Origin of the sequence: Phocaeicola plebeius DSM 17135 (assembly GCF_000187895.1) — a bacterium.
Lineage (GTDB): Bacteria > Bacteroidota > Bacteroidia > Bacteroidales > Bacteroidaceae > Phocaeicola > Phocaeicola plebeius.
The window spans coordinates 553814-574808 of the sequence record NZ_DS990134.1; the positions used below are offsets into that span (position 1 = coordinate 553814).

Genomic DNA, 20995 nt, shown 5'->3' on the forward strand with positions numbered 1-20995 from the left:
AAAGAAACGTTATGTATTTATGTGAACAAACCTGGCGCTGGTACGGCCCGAACGATCCGGTGTCTTTGTGGGACATTAAGCAGGCAGGTGCTACGGGTATCGTCAATGCGCTGCACCATATTCCGAACGGCGAAGTCTGGACGGTAGAAGAAATCATGAAACGCAAGCAGATGATTGAAGAAGTCGGCTTGACATGGAGCGTGGTAGAGAGTGTGCCGGTGCATGAACATATCAAGACGCAGACCGGCGATTTCATGAAGTATATCGAGAATTATAAGGAAAGTCTGCGTAATCTGGCTAAATGCGGCATTTACATTGTGACTTACAACTTTATGCCGGTACTCGACTGGACGCGTACGGACTTGGCTTATACCATGCCCGACGGTTCCAAAGCTCTGCGCTTTGAACGTGCGGCGTTTGTGGCTTTCGACTTGTTTATCCTGAAACGTCCGGGAGCTGAAAAGGAGTACTCTGAAGAAGAAAAGGCCAAGGCAAAGGCACGTTACGAGCAGATGGACGAAGAAGAAATTCATCGCCTGACCCGTAACATGATTGCCGGATTGCCGGGTTCGGAAGAAAGCTTTACATTGGAACAGTTCCAGCATGAACTGGACCGTTACAAGGATATTGACGCAGAGCAGTTGCGTGCCAACCTGATTTTCTTCCTGAAAGAAATCTGCCCGGTAGCCGATGAAGTGGGTGTCAAACTGGTGATTCATCCGGACGATCCGCCTCAGTCAATTTTGGGCTTGCCGCGTATCATGAGTACGGAAGAAGATTTCCGCAAGCTGGTGGAAGCCGTACCTAATGAATCCAACGGTTTGTGTCTTTGCACTGGTTCACTGGGTGTCAGTGCTAAGAACGACTTGGCTGGTATGATGGAACGCTGGGGCGACCGTATCAACTTCGTACACCTGCGCAGCACACAGCGCGATGCAGAAGGCAACTTCCATGAAGCGAATCACCTGGAGGGTGACGTAGACATGTATCATGTAATGAAGAACTTCCTGCTTATGCAGCAGCGCCGCAAGGTGTCTATTCCGATGCGTCCGGACCACGGTCATCAGATGATTGACGACTTGAAGAAGAAGACCAATCCAGGCTATTCCTGTCTGGGCCGTCTGAGAGGGTTGGCTGAGCTGAGAGGACTAGAAATGGGTATTGCCAAGTCTATGGAAGAGCAAAATTAAGGAAGTGTATAGTGCATATTCGATAAGCTGAAATTGTCGAAGTGAAGGAATGGTTCATGAAGGAAGTTTTTCTGTTCATGGACCATTTTATTTTGTGTCTTTTATTCGTATTTTTATCGCCGGAAATAACAATTTATAGCATCATGAAAAGATTTTGTTTATTCTGTCTGTGTCTGCTTTGTCTCTCTGTGTGGGGAGCATCGGCTCAGGTAGTAGAAAAGGTACTTGATATTTTCGGAGCAGACAGTTTGTCCAATTCAAAAGTGGCTGTAACGGCAGATTCAGATTCGGTTCACTTGTCGACCGTGAAAAAGGAACTGGCGGCTGCCCGGTTGAATGAAGCCAATCTCCGGATGGAGATTGAACAGATGAAACTGGCTGCATATACGGCCGATTCGGTGAAACTGGCCAGTCAGAGACGGCGTATTGACTCCTTGCGTCATGAAACACGGGGTGTTCCGGTTGTGGTAGATGGGGATACGCTGTTTTATTTTTATGCCAAGCGAGGAGGACATACTCCCCAGCAGCGTGCAGAGAACGTGGCGAATGACATTACGGCCTTGGGCAAACGCTTTAACCTGAAGCCCGATTCTGTATACATTGAGACCAGTGACATCGTGACGGATGTGATGTATGATAATAAAGTTCTTGTTTCCTTTACAGACCAGGACGGCTTATGGGAAAGCTGTACACGCGACCAGCTGGCTGCGAAGAATCGGTTGGTCATTATCGAAAAATTGAAAGTGATGAAGGAGGAACACGGACTGATGCAGTTATTCAAGCGGATTGGTTATTTCGTGCTGGTGATTGTGGGGCAGTTCCTTCTGTTCTGGGGAACCAACTGGCTGTTCCGTAAGTTGAAGCTGCGTATTATGCGACTGGAAAAGACGCGGCTGAAACCCTTCTCCATTCAGGGGTATGAGCTGCTGGACACCAGGAAGCAGGTGAAACTGCTGATATTCCTGGCCAATCTGGTACGTTATGCGTTTATGTTCCTGCAGTTGCTGCTTACGGTTCCGCTGCTGTTCTCTATTTTCCCGCAGACTAAGAACCTGGCCTACCGGCTGCTTTCCTACATCTGGAATCCGGTGAAGAGCATTCTTACCGGAATACTCGACTACCTTCCGAACCTGTTCACTATCTTCGTGATTTACATGGCCATCAAATATCTGGTACGCTTCTTCCGTTACCTGGCCGAAGAAGTGCAGTCCGAACGGTTGAAATTGAGCGGATTCTATCCCGACTGGGCGATGCCTACCTATCATATTGTCCGTTTCTTGCTCTATGCGTTTATGATAGCCATGATTTATCCGTATCTGCCGGGTTCCAATTCCGGTGTGTTCCAGGGAATATCCGTATTTGTCGGTTTGATTGTATCGCTTGGTTCAAGTACGGTGATTGGCAATATCATTGCCGGACTGGTGATTACTTACATGCGTCCTTTCAAGATTGGCGACCGTATTAAGCTGAATGATACGATGGGAAATGTGGTAGAGAAAACTCCGCTGGTCACACGTATCCGTACCCCAAAAAATGAGGTGGTGACCATTCCTAATTCATTTGTCATGTCTTCGCATACGGTGAACTTCAGCCAGTCGGCTCGGGAATATGGACTGATTATCCATTCGGAGGTAAGCATCGGTTATGACGTGCCGTGGCGGGTGGTCAACAAACTTCTGATTGAAGCTGCCTTGAATACTCCCGGAGTGGTGGACGATCCGCGTCCGTTTGTACTTTCCACCTCGCTCAGCGACTGGTATCCGGTGTATCAGGTGAATGCGTATATCAAGGATGCAGACCGTCTGGCCGATATTTATTCGGCATTGCATCAGAACATTCAGGATCGCTTCAACGAAGAGGGCGTGGAAATTATGTCGCCGCATTACATGGCTGTACGCGATGGAAATGCATCTACCATACCTCCAAAGGAAGGTGCAGACAAGGAAGGATAATAATTTTGCATACATTTTCTATTTTACGATAAGGGCTGGAGTTTGGAGATAAACTTCAGCCCGTTTTTTATGTTTTCCAAGGCGAAAACGTAGGTCTCTGGGGGCGGAACCGTATGTTTCCGCCTGCGGAAACGTAAGGCTCCGGCGTGGGAAACATAGAAAGTGGGAATAGACTGTGATCTCTTTTCTGAGGCGTTTCTCTCTTGATGGAAAGCTATTCGTGTGATAAGAGACGATGGTAACGTAAGGGGATAAAAAGAACGCCCCGGCTTTGGAAACCGAGGCGTTACAGTGAGTCAGATATGTTATGCTGATTTATTCGTGTGCGATATAGCCTTTCACCGGAGTCATGATGAACGTAAATTCATAATCTCCGTAAGGAAGCATGTACTTGTCTTCCGGCAGGGCACCCCAGCTGTTGACACAACCTAAGCCCATCTGTGCCTTGTCAATCAACAGGTTGGTCAGGTCGGCTTCTTCTACTTCGAACGAGTGGCTCTGTTTCTTTTCAGTACCGTCGTCCAGTGAAGCGATGGTGTAGTGGAGAGCAGAAGCAGAGAACGGTGCTTCAGCTACGAACATCAGTCCGTTTCCAGCCATGTTTACCTGTTTCCACCAGCGGATGTCAGTCTTGTTGCCGTTTTCCTGCGGACGGATGTACGGATAGAACTGGTCGCTTACATTCTGGTTGTAGATTCCCAGGTCAGTGCAATGGTTACGGTCGCTGTAGTTTTCTATCGGACCGCGTCCGTAGTAAGAAATCTTTTCAAATGACTTCGGCATTACCATCTGCATACCGAAACGGAACATCGGTGATACCTTGGCATTCTTGTCGGCTACCATTTTCTGTGTCACTTTCACTGCTCCCTGGTTGTTGATCTGGTAAGTGAGATACAACTTGGCAGATACTTCCTTGAGGTCGTAAGTAGAGTTTACGATGGCCTGTCCGTTTTCTACCTTGTAGTTGAAGTCTGTCAGTTTGATGCCCGGGTTCTTCCATGCAGCATATTTGTTCTGCAGACCAGCACCGAAGTCGTTGTCGGTCGGGGCACGCCAGAAGTTCGGTGTCAGTGCTTCGCCTTCTTTCAACATGCTTACTCCGTTTACATCGTATCTGTCAAGATAACCGTTGCGTTTGCTGAATTCCAGATAGAATCCGTCGCCTTCTACAGTGATGTAGTCCGGATAGTTCGGGTTGATTTGCGGTTCAACTACCTGCTGGTTAGTTTCAACTACGTTCTTCAGTTCCATAGCCGGTGCTTTGTATGGATTCAGCACAAGCTGGTCTTTAGCTACTACAAAACCGGCCGGGATCAAACCTTCACGGTTCTTCTGGATGTATTTCACGTTGAGCAGCCATTCACCACACTGGCAAGTCTTGCCCAGATCAAGTTTCAGGCTGGCAGTCTGATGAGGTGCCACGTTCAGGTTTTCAATGCGTCCGCTACGGATAGCCTTACCATCTTTCAGTACTTCCCATTCCAGTGCGTATGCAGACAGGTCACGGAAGAAGTTTTCGTTGTATACCTTGATTTCTCCCTTTGCCAAATCGCCCGGAGTAGTCCAGATGTTCTGGTAGAAGTACTGTACTTCGTATGCATGCGGATTCGGTTTACGGTCAGGGCTGATAAGTCCGTTGTTACAGAAGTTCTTGTCGCCAGAATCATCCATACGGTTGAAGTCGCCGGCATAAGCATAAATCATCTTGCCGTTCTTTCCTGTCCAGCGGATAGACTGGTCTACGAAGTCCCAGATGAATCCACCCTGATATTTCGGATACTTGCGAATCAGGTCCCAGTATTCCTTGAATCCACCTTGTGAATTACCCATGGCGTGTGCATATTCACACTGAATCAGCGGTTTCTGGTATTTATCGTCCTTGCTGTATTCTTCGCACCATTTGTAGTTGGCATACATCGGGCAGTAGATATCAGTCTTTCCTTCGATGCGGGCCTGTTCGTATTGTACGGCACGGCTGGGGTCTTCTGCCTTGATCCAGTCGTAAGCAGCTTCGAAGTTCGGACCGTATCCGGCCTCGTTACCCAATGACCAGAAGATGATGCTCGGATGGTTGAAACCACGCTGTACGTTGCGCTGGTTGCGTTCCATGTGTGCCTTTTTATAAGTCGGTTCCTTGGCCAGTGTCTTGTCGCCGTATCCCATTCCGTGAGATTCGATGTTGGCTTCAGCCACTACATAAATACCGTATTTGTCGCAGAGTTCGTACCAGAAGTTGTCGTCCGGATAGTGACAGGTTCTTACGGCGTTGATGTTGAACTGCTTCATAATCTGAATGTCCTGAATCATGCGGTCGCGTGAAACTACGTATCCACCGTCCGGGTCCAGTTCATGACGGTCGGCACCTTTGAAAAGTACAGGCTGGCCGTTGACCAGAATCTGTGCGTTTTTGAGTTCAATCTTGCGGAAACCTACTTTCACAGGTACAACTTCGCTAGCCTGGCTACCGTCTTTCAGTGTAGCACGCAGTGTGTATAAGTAAGGAGTTTCTGCGCTCCATTTTTTCGGATTTTCTACCTGAAGTGTAGTAGAAACATTGCCTGAACCTTTTACTTCGGTAGAAGCTACGGTCTGGTTTTGGGCATCCAGCAGTTCCAGGCTGACATTGCCGCTTCCTTTCAGGTTCAGGTTGATGGCCAGTGAACCGTTCTTGTATTCGCTGTCCAGGTCGGGAGTCACGCGGATGTCATCGATACGTTTTTTGTTGCGGGTATAAAGATAGCAGTCGCGTGCTACTCCGGTATAGCGGAAGAAGTCCTGGTCTTCCAGGTATGAACCGTCACACCAGCGGAACACCTGGAAAGCAATCAGGTTTTTCTGTCCCGGTTTCAGGTACGGAGTCAGGTTGAATTCAGCTTCCAGCTTGCTGTCTTCGCTGTAGCCAACGAACTTACCGTTTACCCACAGGTACATGTTTGAGCTGACTGCACCAAAATGAGCGATGATGTCTTTGCCTTTCCAGTCGGCCGGAACCATAATTTCACGACGGTAAGAACCTACGTGGTTTTCTTCAGTCGGTACGTAAGGAGGATTGTTCTCGAAACGGCTGCGCCATCCGTAGCCTACGTTGATGTAGATAGGGTCGCCGTATCCGTGAGTTTCCCATACTCCCGGCACCTGAAGGTTGTCCCAACCTTTATCGTTGAAGCCGGTTTTCCAGAAATCCGTGGGGCGTGCATCTGCATTCCGCACCCAGAAGAATTTCCAGGTTCCATTCAGGCTCATAAAGTTCTTGGAGTCTTCCTTGACTGCTTTGGCAGCCATTTCTGCATTTTCGTACGCAAAGAAGTTTGCGTGCATCGGTGCCCGGTTGATGGCATTTATTTCCGGGTCTTGCCATTCTTTAAATGTCTGTGCATTGCCCGAAAGCACACAGGCACCTAAGAGTCCTAACACTAATTGTTTTTTCATGGATTAATGATTATAATAAAAAATGATAACTATGTGTCTTTATTCACTCACCCACGCGGGGTTATGAGGGTGTGTCACCCTCGGGTTGTAATACATCTCCGTAGAATCGGGGATGCGGATCTGGTATTCTTTTCCACCGTGGTTAGGAAGAGAACTTCCTCTGAGCCAGGGGTTCATACTTTTCAGTAAGCTGAAATTGATGCCCTGACCTTTGGCAAATCGTGCCAGATCGTCGATGTCTTCTGTCACTTTTATGGTGCGATAAGGAATAGGCGGATACAGGTCGCTGGCTCTCAGGTGAAAACCGAAACGGGCTGGGTCAGTAAGCAGAAGCTTGACTGCCAGTATACGGTATACGTAACGGGAAGTTTCCTCCACTAAATAAAGGTCGAGTGCATTGTCTGTATATTGTTTCTCCTGTTGCTGGCTGATTCTTCCTTGTCCGGCATTGTAGGAAGCTGCTACTGTTTCCCAGTTGCCGAATTTGCGGTAAGCTTGTTTCAGGTACTTGCAGGCAGCCACGGTAGATTTCTCTACATGATAGCGTTCGTCTACATGATGATTGACTTCCAGACCGAATTCACGGGCGGTACCACTCATGAACTGCCATAATCCGGCGGCTCCCGCTCCCGACCGTGCCAGTGGGTTTACGTTGCTTTCGATAACCATCAGGTACTTGAAGTCATCGGGTACGCCTTGTTCCTTTAAGATTGATTCAATGATGGGGAAATAGCGGTTGGCTCTTTTGATGATTTGCAGGGAAGTGCTGTGCATGTAAGTAAATGCCATCAGTTCCCGGTCCATCCGTTCGCGTCGGTCATAGCGCGTCAGGTCTATTTCCGTGCCGCAAAAATTGATACTTTTAGGGACTTCGATACAGCTGTAAGCAGGGGAAGAAGACGGGGTTGTTTCGGTCTGCGCAGTGCAGGAGGTGGAAAACCCGGGTAGCAAGAAACCGGTTACAAATAGAGCGGTTGTTAATGATAAGGTATATAAGCGTTTTGTCAATTTCATATTCAAGGTCTTCTTGTAACTGTCGGTTTCTTGTGAATCTGTGGCAAAAATAAGGACTTATTCATATAAGATAGGAGCACAAATTAGGCAAAAGTCAAGTAAAAATCGTTCAAAATAGCTTTGAATTTACTTAATTCCCCGTTTGGTTATGTGCATGCCTTTTCCGTTCTGAGCCTTTAAGGCACAAAAAATCAACAGCTTTTTGTTTAAAAATCGCTCTAAAATACGAAATAAACTTTTGGGAAACGCTACCTTTTTAATTTATTTCACAAAATCACATTCCGCTCAAAGATTATTCTTCCATGCGAAAACTTTTCAGGATAGTTTCAGGTGTTTTATCATTTTCCTGACGGTATACAATGGATATATAGAAGCCGCAGCTTCCGTCTTTTGCCAGCAGGTAACTGTAGACGCATTTCTCTTCTTCACAGTTTCCTTTGAGCTGCACGCCATGGAACTGGGGCAGCTCAAAAGGTTGTACGCTGCTTTGCGATGTCACTTCATCGTCTGTGGCAATAGCCTTTAATTCCTGTCCTAATTCTTCTTTTTTCAGACCTTCTCCTTCCAGTAGTTGGATAGTGAGGTAATAGGTATCGTTCCCGGCAATGTATCCTTCGGAAGAATCATCTTCTACTACTAAGTCGGCTGGAGCCTGGAAAGAAACTCCATACGAACTCCATGTGGTGGTTTTCAGGTTTTGTGCAAACGCGGGAAGGACTACTGAAAAAAATGCAATCAGGGTTAAGAATAAATGTTTCATACTTTTCGTTCGGCTACTACTTTTCGTGCATATATTTCTTCTTCCTTATTAACCAGCACGCATACGGAACCTCCTCCATAGGAAGAAGTTACGGCAGACAATGGCGTTTCATCTTTTAGCATGGCATCCACACCGGCAGACTTTAATAAGCCCTTTATCAATTCAGCTTCCCAGAGATCTCCTCTGAAAACTTCAGTCAATGAATCGTAATTTTTCGCTTCCATAGTCACATGTTTTAAGGGTTAATAAATCAGAAGTTTTCTCTCTCTCTTATTTATTTCAAAGATAAGAAACTTTCGGGAATAAATATTCAGTTTGGGGATATATTTCTTATGAAATGGCAGATTATTTTGGCGTTTGTGCTTTGAAACTTTGTGTGAAATTGTATTTTTGCGATAATTTGCAATCTGAATAAAACAATTATGAATCTGAATGAAACTTTTAAGGCGGTTCGGGCTGCATCTCGTAAGTTGGCGATGCTGGATGCGCAGACCATCAATACGGTGTTATGTGCCGTGGCCGATAAGATAGAAGAAAAAACGGATGTACTGCTGAAAGCCAATCAGGAGGACTTGCAGCGAATGGAGACGTTCAATCCGAAATATGACCGCTTGAAACTGACGCCGGAACGGCTGGAAGGAATAGCTGCCGATATGCGCCAGGTGGCTTCGTTGCCTTCACCGTTAGGAGTTGTGAGAGAAGCTTATACGGTGCCCAGCGGACTTCGTTTACAGAAGGTGAGCGTGCCGTTTGGGGTGATAGGAGTAATTTATGAGGCGCGTCCGAATGTCAGTTTTGATGTGTTTGCCTTGTGCCTGAAGAGTGGAAATGCGTCTATTCTGAAGGGTGGAAGTGATGCCGATGCCTCCAACCGTGCCATTGTGCAGCTGATTCATGAGGTATTGGATGAGTTTGGTATCGATTCGCACGTTGTGGAACTGTTGCCTTCTACCCGTGAGGCGACAGAAGCGCTTCTGCATGCAGAAGGTTGGGTAGATTTAATCATTCCTCGTGGCAGTAGCAACCTGATTCAATATGTACGTCATGAAGCGACCGTACCAGTCATTGAAACAGGAGCCGGAATCTGTCATACGTATTTCGACAAGGCGGGTGATTTAACCAAAGGAGCCGCCATTGTCAATAATGCCAAGACGCGCAGGGTAAGTGTCTGCAATGCCATGGACTGTCTGCTGTTGCATCAGGCACGTTTGGCCGATTTGCCGGTATTGTGTGCTCCCTTGATGAAGAGTAGAGTAATTCTTTATGCAGATGAACCGGCTTATCAGGCTTTGGAAGGAAACTATCCGGCAGAATTGTTGCAGCCTGCTACTTTGGAAAGTTACGGCACCGAGTTCTTAGACTATAAGATGGCCATCAAAACGGTGGATGATGTAGCAGATGCTGTAACGCATATTTATACATACGGTTCCGGACATAGTGAGTGCATCGTGACAGAGGATAAAGAAGCGGCTGCTTTCTTTACTCGGGCAGTGGATGCGGCCTGTGTCTATGTCAATGCGCCGACTTCGTTTACCGATGGGGCTCAGTTTGGTTTGGGAGCAGAAATAGGTATCAGTACCCAGAAACTGCATGCCCGTGGTCCGATGGGATTAAGGGAGATGACTACTTACAAGTGGATTGTGGAAGGTGACGGACAGGTTCGAAAAAAATGAATAAAATAAGCGGTGTGTTGTATTTTTATAGTATATTTGCGAGGAAAAATAAATTAATATACAATTTTGCGTATGAGAACTTATACCAATGTATTCGATTTGGGCGATTTAAAAACCGCCTTGGCAGAAGCGTTTGAAATCAAGAACGACCGTTATAAATATGAAGCGTTGGGCAAGCATAAGACTTGTCTGCTTATTTTCTTTAACAATAGTTTGCGTACGCGTCTGAGCACGCAGAAGGCTGCCCGTAATTTGGGTATGGATGTCATCGTGCTGGATGTGAATCAGGGTGCCTGGAAACTGGAAACTGAGCGTGGCGTGATTATGGATGGTGACAAGAGTGAGCATCTGCTGGAGGCTATTCCGGTAATGGCTTCTTATTGTGATGTGATTGGTGTACGCTCTTTCGCGCGATTTGAAAGTCGGGAAGATGATTATACAGAGAAGATTCTGAATCAGTTTATTCAGTATTCCGGTAAACCGGTTTTCTCTATGGAGGCGGCTACAGGACATCCTTTGCAGGCATTTGCTGATTTGATTACGATTGAAGAATACAAGCGTACCGAACGTCCGAAAGTGGTTTTGACGTGGGCACCTCATCCGCGTGCACTTCCGCAGGCAGTACCCAACTCGTTTGCTGATTTCATGAATGAGGCAGATGTGGACTTTGTGATTACTCATCCGCAGGGTTATGAACTCGATCCGAAATTCGTGCGTGGAGCAAAGGTTGAGTATGATCAGAAGAAAGCTTTTGAAGGTGCAGACTTTATTTATGCGAAAAACTGGGCTTGTCCGGGTGTGACTTGTCCGGAAGATTATGGAAAGATCCTGAGCAAGGACATGAGCTGGACAGTAGATACCGAACACATGTCGTGGACCAACAATGCGTTCTTTATGCACTGCCTGCCGGTACGTCGTAACATGATTGTAACGGATGATGTGATTGAAGCTCCGACTTCACTGGTGATTCCAGAAGCAGCCAACCGTGAGATTTCTGCTACGGTGGTATTGAAACGTATGCTGCAAAGTCTGTAATCAGATAGAGTTTACATAAAAATGCCGTGATATAGAGAGCAGGACTCTTTTATATCACGGTATTCTTGTTGTAAATAAGAAGGTTATTGTTCGATTTCTTTACCCAATTCTTTCCAGTTGTCGAAACCTTTGTCCAGGTTGTACACCTTAAATCCTTTTTTGACCAGTATCTTTGCGGCATTCCGGCTTCGGCGACCGCTTTTGCAATATACAGCAATGGTTTGTTCCGGGTTCAGCAACTCATCCGCATTGGCTGAGAAACTTTCATCCAGTACGTTGATGTTGAGGCTTCTGGGAATATGTCCTTCGCTGTATTCAGCTACGGTTCTTACGTCTACAATCTGTATCTGTTCATTTCCGATAAAGCCTTCGAATTCATCGGCAGATACGTTCTTGAAGTCGTCGTTTGATTTCCCTTTGCATGCCATCATGGCTACGGCAAACATGCATATAAAGAACATGAAGTAAATAGTCTTGATCATAAATGTAGTTTTAGTAAGTAAATTCATAGCTTACAAAGCCTTTTTCGTAGGTGTTGATGCGAAGCACAACTTTGTCGCCCTGAGTCAGTTGTCCTTCGTAGGCCCACAGAGGAATGGAAAGATAACTCTTGCGGGTGAATGCCTCATAATCTCCGTTTTGGTTGTGGTAGAGTGTCAGATGGAGTGTCCGGCTTCCGTCGCCGTTATCTGAGATACCTTCGTCGATGAAGTGAAAAATATGGCTTTTTTCTTTAGCCATAGGCAACAGAATCAGGTTGATATAGTTCCCTGATTTCCATACACTCTGAATATCCAACGGGTCAGTCTTGGCGGTCGCTTCCGGCAGTTTGTCCACTGTGACCGGTTTCACGGCAATAATAAGCTGGCAGGAATAGAGCAGGGCAGTCGCTTGTCCCTTATCTGCTGATTCTTTTGGCTCATAGATGGACACACTCCTGTAGATAGAGTCAGGAGTCAGGCCGTCCAGGCCTTCCCGATTGAGAATCTCCAGGCTCTCTCCTTTGTCTGTAATCAGTTTTTGTAGTGTACCGTTTTCATCTGTGGCCGCATCAATAAAAGTTGTGATTACATTGGGATAGACATATTCATCTTCTTTGCATGCCCCTAAAAGGAGTATGCAAAGAAGACTGTATAAGATGACGCCAAATTTTTTCATTGTGCGATGGCCTTCAAGTGATTGATAGCCGGATTGGCGTACATGGTCAGGATTCGCTGGCGCAGGAAGCCTTCGTCCTTATTCGGAAGCTGAATCAGGTCCAGCTTCTTTTGCAGGTAAGCTTCAAAGCGCTTCTTTTCTTCCGGAGTATATTTCTCGGCAAATGTTTCTGTGCCATTCAGTAGGTCGCAAGCCACATAATTACCCGGATAAAGTCGGTAGTTACGGTGGATATGCTTGTCAATCAGTGTAGAAACCTGAGTGAAAACTTCCGTTTTAGGCAAGCCTCTGAGCGCTTCCAGTTCTTCGTTGATGCAAGGTCCAGTCTGGAAGTGTACACGTCCCTTGTAACCGAAGATACCTGTTTGCATATTGGTCAGGTCGTCTGCCTGGCTCTTCTTGAATGTTTCCGAGTCTCTCTTCTGCTGCATCTCTTTGGCTTTCAGGAAATCACACGGATCGTATTCGTACGATAAGGCTACTGGTACGATGTGCAGTTCCTTCAGTCGGTCGATGATGTCGCCTTCCCCTCCCATGGCCAGCATTTTCAGTACGCTGTCCTGTGTGCGGTCGTTGGAGTCTTTCGCACGGCCTTCACGTTGTGCTATCCACACATTCTCCTGCTTTTGTGTTACGGCAAAGTGAATGTATCGTGACATGCGTGCAGATGATTCCAGCATTTGTCGCATGCTCAGAGCACGCTGTACGATGAACGACTTGTTCACTCGCACCAGTTTCTTTATCCACGGATAAATAAGCAGGTTATCTCCGATGGCGATTTCTACGGTGGTAGGGAAACCGTTGTCCAGCAAGCCTACTGAAAGAAATCCCGGGTCGAGTACAATGTCACGGTGATTGGAAATAAACGTATAGCTCTGGTTCTTGTCAGGAAGCGAAGAAGCATCCATGTCGAAACCGTCACTATGCTGTTGCATGATATCGTGCAACAGCTTGTGGAAAAACGCTTTCTGTACGTCCAGGTTAGTCTTGCAGTGGCGCAATTGTGCGGCAAGCATTTCCAAAGGAACATTCGGCATCACCGATTGGATGACAGCCTGAAAGTCTTTGTCAGAAAGTAATTCCTCGAATATCTGTGGAAGTTCTTCGGGGGTATACGGACGAATGTCGTCAAATTCTGCAGGTATGTTCATGATGTTGAGTGACTTTGTTCTTTCCAAAGATACAAAATTAATTGAAATGGTCTTCAATAATATCGGTCATAACGTCCTTGATATCCAGACCGGCAGCCCGTACCTGTTGCGGAATGAAGCTGGTGGCCGTCATTCCCGGAGTGGTATTGATTTCGAGCATATTGATTTTTTCACCTTCTGTGATGATATAATCCACGCGCACGATACCCTTGCATCCCAGTATGTCGTAGATGGCAGATGTCAGTTGCTGTACGCGGCTGGTCAATTCCGGACTGAGACGAGCCGGTGTGATTTCTGTTACTTCACCTTTGTATTTGGCGTTGTAATCGAAGAATTCATTCTGGCTGACCACTTCCGTGATAGGGAATACCACTTCATTTTTCTTTGTTTTGTAGCATCCGTTGGCCAGTTCGATACCGTCCATGAAAGCTTCAATCATCACATCATCCGACTCTTTGAAAGCTGCTTCCAAAGCCGGCTGAATCTGTTCCTTTGTTTTTACCTTTGTCACACCGAAGCTGGAACCGCTGGCATTAGGCTTGATGAAGCAAGGCAAGCCGATTTTTGCGATGACATCCTCATCACTGATGCCGTGACGTTTGTTTACCAGCATGGATTCAGCTACCCGTACACCGAATCCCTTCAGGTACTGGTTTAAGGTGAATTTGCTGAAAGTCAGTGCGGAAACCAGCACGTCGCAGGTAGAATAAGGAATACCTAACAGTTCAAAATATCCTTGCAGGATACCATTCTCTCCCGGAGTTCCGTGGATGGTAATATAGGCAAAGTCGGGTATGATTTTCTGTCCATGATCCATGAAACTGAAGTCATTCTTATCCACTTGTGCACGGCTGCCGTCGGAAAGAATCGCTTCCCAGCGTGCTTTAGTCAGTTCCACGATATAGAGGGTATATTTGTCCTGATCGATAAAAGAGTAGATACCCTCTGCACTTTTCATGGAGACTCCATGTTCAGATGAGTCTCCTCCTGCTACAATCGCAATTGTACGTTTCATAGTTGTTATTCTCTGTTACTGATATACGTTCTCCATCGTTCCAGCAGGCAGGTCATATCCTCGGGCAGTTCGGAAGTGAAGAACATTTCCTCTCCTGTGCGAGGGTGTACAAAGCCCAGTGTCTTGGCATGCAGTGCCTGACGGGGACAGATTTCGAAACAGTTGTTTACAAATTGTTTGTATTTGCTGAAATGAGTTCCTTTTAAGATTTCGTGACCACCGTAACGTTCATCATTAAACAAGGTATGACCGATGTGTTTCATGTGTACACGAATCTGATGGGTACGCCCGGTTTCGAGTACGCACTTTACCAGTGTGACATACCCCAATCGTTCCAATACCTGATAATGTGTTACGGCGTGTTTACCTTGTTCCGGGTCGGACATGACAGCCATCTGCATCCGGTCGCGCGGATTGCGTCCGATGTTGCCGGTAATGGTACCTTCATCTTGTTCTACAATCCCCCAGACCAGCGCGTTGTATTCACGCTTGGTTGTCTTGTTGTAAAACTGAAGTCCCAGACTTGTTTTTGCATCGGGTGTTTTGGCCACCACCAATAGTCCTGAGGTATCCTTGTCAATGCGGTGCACCAGTCCCACTTGCGGGTCATTCGGGTTATAGGTCGGGACGTCGCGCAGATGCCATGCGATGGCATTGACCAGAGTACCGTGGTAATTTCCACATCCCGGGTGTACTACCAACCCCGCAGGCTTGTTGATGACCATCAGGTCATCGTCCTCATATACAATATTTAGTGGAATATCTTCCGGAATAATGTCATTCTCATAGCGCGGGCGGTCCATCATAACGGTCAGCACATCCAGCGGCTTGACCTTGTAGCTGCTTTTCACCGGTTTCCCATTGGCCATAACAAAGCCGTTGTCGGCTGCCATCTGGATCCGGTTGCGCGACGCGTTGACAATTCGCTCAAATAAATACTTGTCGATGCGGACAGGAGCCTGTCCTTTATCTACCACCGTACGGAAATGCTCATACAATTCAGGCTCACCCTGAATCGGCTCGATATCGTCTGGCGCTTCTCCGTCCAGTTCGTAATCAATCAAATCCTCTGCCATCTTTGTTTAGGGGGTTAGATTTAGAACCAAGAGTCATCTACCTCTGCTTCACTGTTGGCAGACGAATTCATATCCATATTAATCAGTGTAGAATCCATGGCAAGAGAGTCACGAATTGCCGTGTTGCCTACACATAAAGTCAGCATGGCCTCGTGGGGAACTTTGTCTCCGCTAACCAGACTTCTTCCGCGGTATTTGATACCATAAATCCAGTCCTGCTCTCCCGAAACGTATTCCGGTTCTGTCAGTTTGAAGCCCATCGCTTTTAATTTGGCTTCCGCCTGACGCAAAGAACTGTTGTCTATCAAGTCCGGTAACTTTACCAAAGGAACCTTAGAAGTGGTGACGGTCAGGTAAATTGTTCTTCCCTCCTTCACGCGTGCTCCCCCTGCCGGGTTCTGCTCTAATACCATGCCGTCGGGCACACCTTTCACATAGCTGGAGTCGATAACCAGCCCTTTCAACTTTTGGTTGCTGAGAGCCTGCTGAGCTTCGTTCAATGTTTTGTTCTTCACATTCGGCACCATGTAAGCTTCTCCATGGTGTGTATAACTGTCCAGCCAGAGCAAAGTACCCCAGCATGCACCAATTATTACGACAATTATGGCTATGAGATTCAGCCAGAAAAAGCGGTTCTTTTTAAATGAAAAGAATTCTTTTAAAGTTATCATGTTGTGTCAAGTATATAATCGGAGCAAAGATACAACATTTTGTTGGAATACGGGGGAGTTGCGGGGGATTCCTATGTCTTTTTAACATGAAGTCTGTGATTGGAAAATGCTTTGTCATACGGGAAACCCACATTTCTTCTTTTCTTGGTGTGCGGATATGCTAATCGCATTTTCTTAATGCCCTTTAAAACCGGATGTGCACTTCTTAATCTATGTTATAAAACACATGTAAACGCACACAAAACTTGCATAATTCTAGAAAGTCCGTATCTTTGCATCGTGTTTTTCATAGTATTAGATTTAAGGTTAACAAAGGTTGGAGTTCAGCGGAACTCCTTTTTTTATGCCTTTATCTGAGCAAAAGAAAAACAACCCCTTGTTTACAGATAATAAAGAATAGAGAAATGGCAATACTTTCACCTGACACATGGCAGTTTATCTGTGCACATCGTACGGAAGATGTACGTGCATTAGCTTTGCAGGCCCGTAAGTATCCGCAGATAGATATGGCGGCGGCAGTAGTGCAGATTGCCGGCTGGCAGATTGCCGAGAAGAAGGTTCCTCTTTGGGCACAGACGGAAGGAGTGCAATATCCGGCTCACCTGTCTATGGAGCAGTGTTCTTCTGAAATCACGGCCCGCTACAAGGCATCGTGGCTGCAAGGTGATACGATGACCGATTTGACGGGAGGTTTGGGAGTGGACTGTTCTTTCCTGGCACGAAATTTCTGGAAGGTAGATTACGTGGAACGTCAGGAAGTGCTGTGTGAACTGGCTCGCCATAATTTCCCGTTGCTTGGCTTGCCGCAGGTAACGGTGCATTGTGCAGACGGAGTGGAATACCTGCAAAAGATGGAACCGGTGGATTGCCTGTTCTTGGACCCGGCCCGTCGCGACAGTCAGGGAGGAAAGACGGTGGCCATTGCCGACTGCGAACCCGATGTGCAGAAACTGGAGCCGTTGTTGGTAGAAAAAGGCCGGACGGTAGTGGTGAAGCTTTCGCCCATGCTGGATATTTTTTCTTCCTTACGGGAGTTGAAATACATCCGGCAGATTCATGTAGTAGCTGTGAATAACGAGTGCAAAGAATTGTTGGTTGTGCTACAAAAAGAGACGAAATCCCCTTCAGAAGGCTCTGGAGAGGTGTGGATAAGTTGTGAACAGGCTGTTAATAACTTTTTGACGGAACCGTTTGTTTTCACTTATTCACAGGAGAAAGAAGCACAATGCCCGTTGGCTGGCGAGGTAGAAAATTATCTTTATGAACCGGGCGCTTCCTTGCTGAAGGCGGGGCCTTACCGGTTGTTGGGCGCACGATTCGGTGTCAAGAAATTACAAGCAAACAGTCATCTTTATACTTCCGATACATTAGTTGATTTTCCGGGACGTCGTTTCCGGGTACTGGAAGTGTCAGGTTTCGGGAAAAAAGAACTGAAACAGTTGTTGCAGGGGGTAGATAAGGCCAATCTCACGGTACGTAACTTTCCGGCTTCGGTGGCAGAACTCCGAAAGAAGTGGAAACTGAAAGAAGGAGGAGACGTGTATTTGTTTGCCACGACACTGGAAGGCGACCGGCATGTGGTGATAAAGTGTGTCAAGGCATAGATTTTTATTGGAATATTGTCAAAAAATCATACAGCAGGTGTCTAATTTTTAGACACCTGCTTTTTTATGCAAATCTGATTTATATTGATAATCAGATGTTTAAAGTATTGGCATGGACTTTGTATAGAAATTGATGGAAATGAAAATCCGAAATGTAAAATACAAACTCTATAAAACAATACGATTATGATTAAGATTGAAAACCTGACAAAGACTTTTCGCACCACAGAAGTAGAGACACTGGCACTGAATAAAGTAAGCTTGGAGGTAAGAGACAAGGAATTTGTGGCAATTATGGGACCTTCCGGTTGTGGAAAGTCTACCTTATTAAATATTATGGGGCTGTTGGATAACCCGACTTCCGGAAGTTATTTTCTGGATGGAAAGGAAGTAGGCAGTCTGAAAGAAAAAGACCGTACGAATGTGCGCAAGGGAAATATCGGCTTCGTGTTCCAGAGCTTCAACCTGATTGACGAATTGAACGTGTTTGAGAACATTGAACTCCCGTTGACTTATTTGAAGATTCCGGCTGACGAACGGAAGCGTCGGGTGAATGAAATTATGCAACGGATGAATATCAGCCATCGTGCAAAGCATTATCCGCAGCAGTTGTCGGGTGGTCAGCAGCAACGTGTGGCCATTGCACGTGCCGTGGTTTCCGGACCGAAGATTATTCTGGCCGACGAGCCGACTGGTAACCTGGACTCCAAGAACGGACAGGAAGTGATGGAGCTGCTGACCGAACTCAACAAGGAAGGGACAACTATTGTGATGGTGACACACAGCCAGCGCGATGCCGGTTTTGCCAGTCGTGTGATTAATTTGTTCGACGGACAGATTGTGGCTTCTATTGCAGAAATGTAAAAATAGTACCTTATGAAACGTGCATTGAAAGGACTGTTTCGAAAAGGAGAGGCCAATGTGGTCAAGATTGTCTGCCTGAGTGTGGGACTGGCCATTGGCCTGGTCATGCTGGCGGAGGTCATTTTCGAACGGTCGTACGATAACTTCCTGCCGGGGTTGAAAGAAACCTACCGGGTGGAAGAACGCTACAAACAGAAAGACACCGACTGGAGAGAGCACGCGCAGACTCCCGGTGCCATCGGACCGGGGTTGCAGCGCTATTGTCCGGCGGTGGAAGTGGCCACCCGTTTTACGGGAATTGGGTCGATGACGCTGACGACGGAAGACCATAAAGAACTGGAGGGGCAGGCTTGGTTTTGCGACAGTACTTTCTTTCGGATCTTTCCGCGGAAATTGCTGATGGGCGAGGAGCCTTATACGGGGTTGGAAAAGGCCAACAATGCCTATATCTCTTCCAAACTGCTAGAGGTGGCAGGTGAACAGATTATCGGGAAAACATTGTCGTGGAAACAATATCCCGAGTTTCATGTGACCGTAGTCGGGGTGTTTGAGGCTTTTCCCGAGAATACCCATCTGCCACAGATGGATGTGCTCATTGCCCTGCCGACCATCGGGCAGGTGGCTTATGATGGAACGAACAACTGGTTCGGAAATGACCGCTACAAGACTTATGTCCGCCTGCGGAAAGGAAGTACTCCGGATGACTTGAAGGAAGGCATGGAGCGTATGCTGGAAGTGAATCATGTGACGGAAGAGATGGCTCAGTCTGGTACGGGTTTTGAACTCTCTCTCCGTCCGGTAGCCGAAATATTTACCTCGTCTGATTATAACCGCATCATGAACATCGTCTTTCTGAGTTTTGCGATTATCATGTTGCTGGTGGCTGTGTTGAACTATATCCTGCTGGTTGTTTCGTCCATGGTGAGCCGTGCCAAGGGAATTGCCACTTACCGTTGCTATGGCGCCGGAAGTGGCGACATTTACCGGATGATTCTTTCGGAATCTTTGTTGCACGGACTGATTAGTCTGGCGCTTGCTGTATTGATTATTTTCGGCTTGCAGGATTTCTTGCAGGAACAGATAGGACACAGCTTGGAGTCGCTTTTCCCCTTGTCTACTGTATGGGTTTGTCTGGCAGTGACGGCCGGAGTAATTCTGCTTTGCGGAGTGATGCCGGGTTATCTTTACACCCGTATTCCGGTGACTTACGCTTATCGTCGTTACACGGAAAACAAACGGAGGTGGAAACTGGGATTGCTGTGCTTGCAGTTTGCGTTGACCACATTCTTTGTCTGCCTGCTGACGGTCATAGGCTTGGAGTATAACACTTTGATGAATTTCAACCCCGGATTTGAATACCGGAACACTTTGTATACCAAATTGTCGGGCACCGAGATGGTGGAGCGGGAACGCTGTGTGCAGGAATTGAAAAAACTGCCGGAGGTAAAGGCTGTAACCTGGGGTTATCAGCTCCTGTCGGATCATTGCAGTGGAAACAATGTGTACAATCCCGAAACAGAAGAAGAATACATGAACATTGCCGATATGTATTATGTAGGTCCCGATTATCACAAGGCTTTCCAGATTCCGGTTATCGAAGGAAATGTGTTTACCCCTACGCTGACAGATTCCTTGTCGCAGCAGGTGATGGTGAGTCGTCGGTTCGTGGAGCGTATGAAAACACTGGCCGGATGGACAGGCTCTCCCATTGGGAAGACGGTATATATTACCGAACACGCGGATCACGGAACCATTGCTATTGTTTGTGGGGTGTATGAGGATATTCACTTAGGCTCTCAAGTGATGGAAGAGCATGACGAGCGTCCTACAGTGATGTTCTATAGGAGTAAACCTTGGGGCTATTTGTATGTAGCCTTGAATCGGATGTCGCCTGAAGCGATGAAAGAAGTACAGCAAGTAATTGACCGGACGGTTGCTTCTCAGCAGTTGAAGGTGTATAGCCTGTCGCTAGAGATGGGCAACTTGTACAATGGAGTGTTGCACGTGCGTAACAGTGTACTTTTTGCGGGCCTTTGTATCCTGATTATTGCTCTGACGGGACTTGTGGCATATGTGCGCGATGAAGTCTCACGCCGCCGTTCGGAAATTGCTATTCGCCTTATTCACGGAGCTTCCATGGCCGACGTACAGAAAATATTTCTGCTTGATTTGCTGAAGATAGCTCTTCCGGCTGTAGTGATAGGTGCTTTGTGCGCCTGGAAGGTAGGTGAACAGCTTTTGCAATTGTTTGCTGTCAAGATAGACCTCACGTGGTACCTGTTTGCCGGATGTATCCTTATCGTATGTCTGGTAGTGTGGTTGGTAGCCTTCGGGATGGTATGGAAAGCAGCACGGGCTAATCCGACTGAAAATCTGAAAATAGAATAATAGAATGTATAACTA

At 46.7% G+C, this 20995-nt stretch carries 17 protein-coding genes; 7 read left to right on the forward strand and 10 right to left on the reverse strand.

All coding sequences use genetic code 11. The features are described from left to right. Positions 1–11: 11 nt before the first annotated feature. Positions 12–1190 carry a mannonate dehydratase gene (uxuA, locus tag BACPLE_RS17095; RefSeq protein WP_040313426.1) on the forward strand — a complete coding sequence of 393 codons (1179 nt, stop codon included), beginning with the start codon at positions 12–14 and terminating at the stop codon, positions 1188–1190. Positions 1191–1333: 143 nt separating this feature from the next. Next, positions 1334–3142, forward strand: a complete 1809-nt coding sequence (locus BACPLE_RS17100; RefSeq protein ID WP_040313427.1) for a mechanosensitive ion channel family protein — start codon at positions 1334–1336, stop codon at positions 3140–3142. A gap of 315 nt (positions 3143–3457) precedes the next feature. On the opposite strand, the gene lacZ is transcribed toward BACPLE_RS17100, so the two are convergent. The 4 genes from lacZ to BACPLE_RS17120 all read right to left on the reverse strand — a co-directional run bounded on the left by lacZ (position 3458) and on the right by BACPLE_RS17120 (position 8569). After that, positions 3458–6571, reverse strand: a complete 3114-nt coding sequence (gene lacZ / locus BACPLE_RS17105) for a beta-galactosidase, LacZ type (RefSeq protein ID WP_007564244.1) — start codon at positions 6569–6571, stop codon at positions 3458–3460. A gap of 39 nt (positions 6572–6610) precedes the next feature. After that, positions 6611–7585 carry a lytic transglycosylase domain-containing protein gene (locus BACPLE_RS17110; RefSeq protein ID WP_040313373.1) on the reverse strand — a complete coding sequence of 325 codons (975 nt, stop codon included), beginning with the start codon at positions 7583–7585 and terminating at the stop codon, positions 6611–6613. Between the two features lie 292 nt (positions 7586–7877). Beyond that, positions 7878–8345, reverse strand: coding sequence for an amidohydrolase family protein (locus BACPLE_RS17115; protein WP_007564246.1), 468 nt, complete (start codon positions 8343–8345; stop codon positions 7878–7880). Continuing rightward, positions 8342–8569, reverse strand: a complete 228-nt coding sequence (locus BACPLE_RS17120) for a DUF2007-related protein (protein WP_007564247.1) — start codon at positions 8567–8569, stop codon at positions 8342–8344. The genes BACPLE_RS17115 and BACPLE_RS17120 overlap by 4 nt, the downstream gene beginning before the upstream one ends. Before the next feature lie 198 nt (positions 8570–8767). Between BACPLE_RS17120 and BACPLE_RS17125 the strand changes: the two genes are divergently transcribed. Together BACPLE_RS17125 and BACPLE_RS17130 are read left to right on the forward strand one after the other, a co-directional pair. Beyond that, on the forward strand, positions 8768–10018 hold the full coding sequence (locus BACPLE_RS17125) for a glutamate-5-semialdehyde dehydrogenase (RefSeq protein ID WP_007564248.1): 1251 nt from the start codon (positions 8768–8770) through the stop codon (positions 10016–10018). A 72-nt stretch (positions 10019–10090) separates the two neighbouring features. Next, positions 10091–11053, forward strand: a complete 963-nt coding sequence (locus BACPLE_RS17130; protein ID WP_007564249.1) for a Rossmann-fold NAD(P)-binding domain-containing protein — start codon at positions 10091–10093, stop codon at positions 11051–11053. Between the two features lie 83 nt (positions 11054–11136). Here BACPLE_RS17130 and BACPLE_RS17135 read toward each other — a convergent pair whose 3' ends face one another. Genes BACPLE_RS17135 through BACPLE_RS17160 form a run of 6 tightly spaced genes read right to left on the reverse strand, consistent with a single transcriptional unit; the run spans position 11137 to position 16124 of the window. Further along, positions 11137–11535 (reverse strand): rhodanese-like domain-containing protein, encoded by a 399-nt coding sequence (locus BACPLE_RS17135; protein WP_040313374.1) that lies wholly within the window; start codon positions 11533–11535, stop codon positions 11137–11139. A gap of 10 nt (positions 11536–11545) precedes the next feature. Then, positions 11546–12211, reverse strand: coding sequence for a NigD1/NigD2 family lipoprotein (locus BACPLE_RS17140; RefSeq protein ID WP_007564251.1), 666 nt, complete (start codon positions 12209–12211; stop codon positions 11546–11548). Continuing rightward, positions 12208–13362, reverse strand: coding sequence for a 1-acyl-sn-glycerol-3-phosphate acyltransferase (locus BACPLE_RS17145; protein WP_007564253.1), 1155 nt, complete (start codon positions 13360–13362; stop codon positions 12208–12210). The genes BACPLE_RS17140 and BACPLE_RS17145 overlap by 4 nt, the downstream gene beginning before the upstream one ends. Positions 13363–13399: 37 nt before the next feature. Then, complete coding sequence (locus tag BACPLE_RS17150; protein ID WP_007564255.1) at positions 13400–14377, reverse strand: D-alanine--D-alanine ligase; 978 nt, start codon at positions 14375–14377, stop codon at positions 13400–13402. Between the two features lie 5 nt (positions 14378–14382). Beyond that, positions 14383–15453: an RluA family pseudouridine synthase gene (locus BACPLE_RS17155; protein WP_007564257.1), complete on the reverse strand. Its 1071-nt coding sequence runs from the start codon at positions 15451–15453 to the stop codon at positions 14383–14385. 20 nt (positions 15454–15473) lie between these two features. Beyond that, entirely contained in the window at positions 15474–16124 is a 651-nt protein-coding gene (locus BACPLE_RS17160; protein WP_007564259.1) for a PASTA domain-containing protein, read from the reverse strand. A 404-nt stretch (positions 16125–16528) separates the two neighbouring features. On the opposite strand from BACPLE_RS17160, the gene BACPLE_RS17165 reads away from it, so the two are divergent. The 3 genes from BACPLE_RS17165 (at position 16529) to BACPLE_RS17175 (ending at position 20980) form a co-directional block, all read left to right on the forward strand. Then, entirely contained in the window at positions 16529–17728 is a 1200-nt protein-coding gene (locus BACPLE_RS17165) for a THUMP-like domain-containing protein (protein WP_007564264.1), read from the forward strand. Positions 17729–17914: 186 nt separating this feature from the next. Further along, positions 17915–18592, forward strand: coding sequence for an ABC transporter ATP-binding protein (locus BACPLE_RS17170; RefSeq protein WP_007564268.1), 678 nt, complete (start codon positions 17915–17917; stop codon positions 18590–18592). Positions 18593–18604: 12 nt separating this feature from the next. Next, complete coding sequence (locus tag BACPLE_RS17175) at positions 18605–20980, forward strand: ABC transporter permease (RefSeq protein WP_007564270.1); 2376 nt, start codon at positions 18605–18607, stop codon at positions 20978–20980. Positions 20981–20995 lie beyond the last annotated feature (15 nt).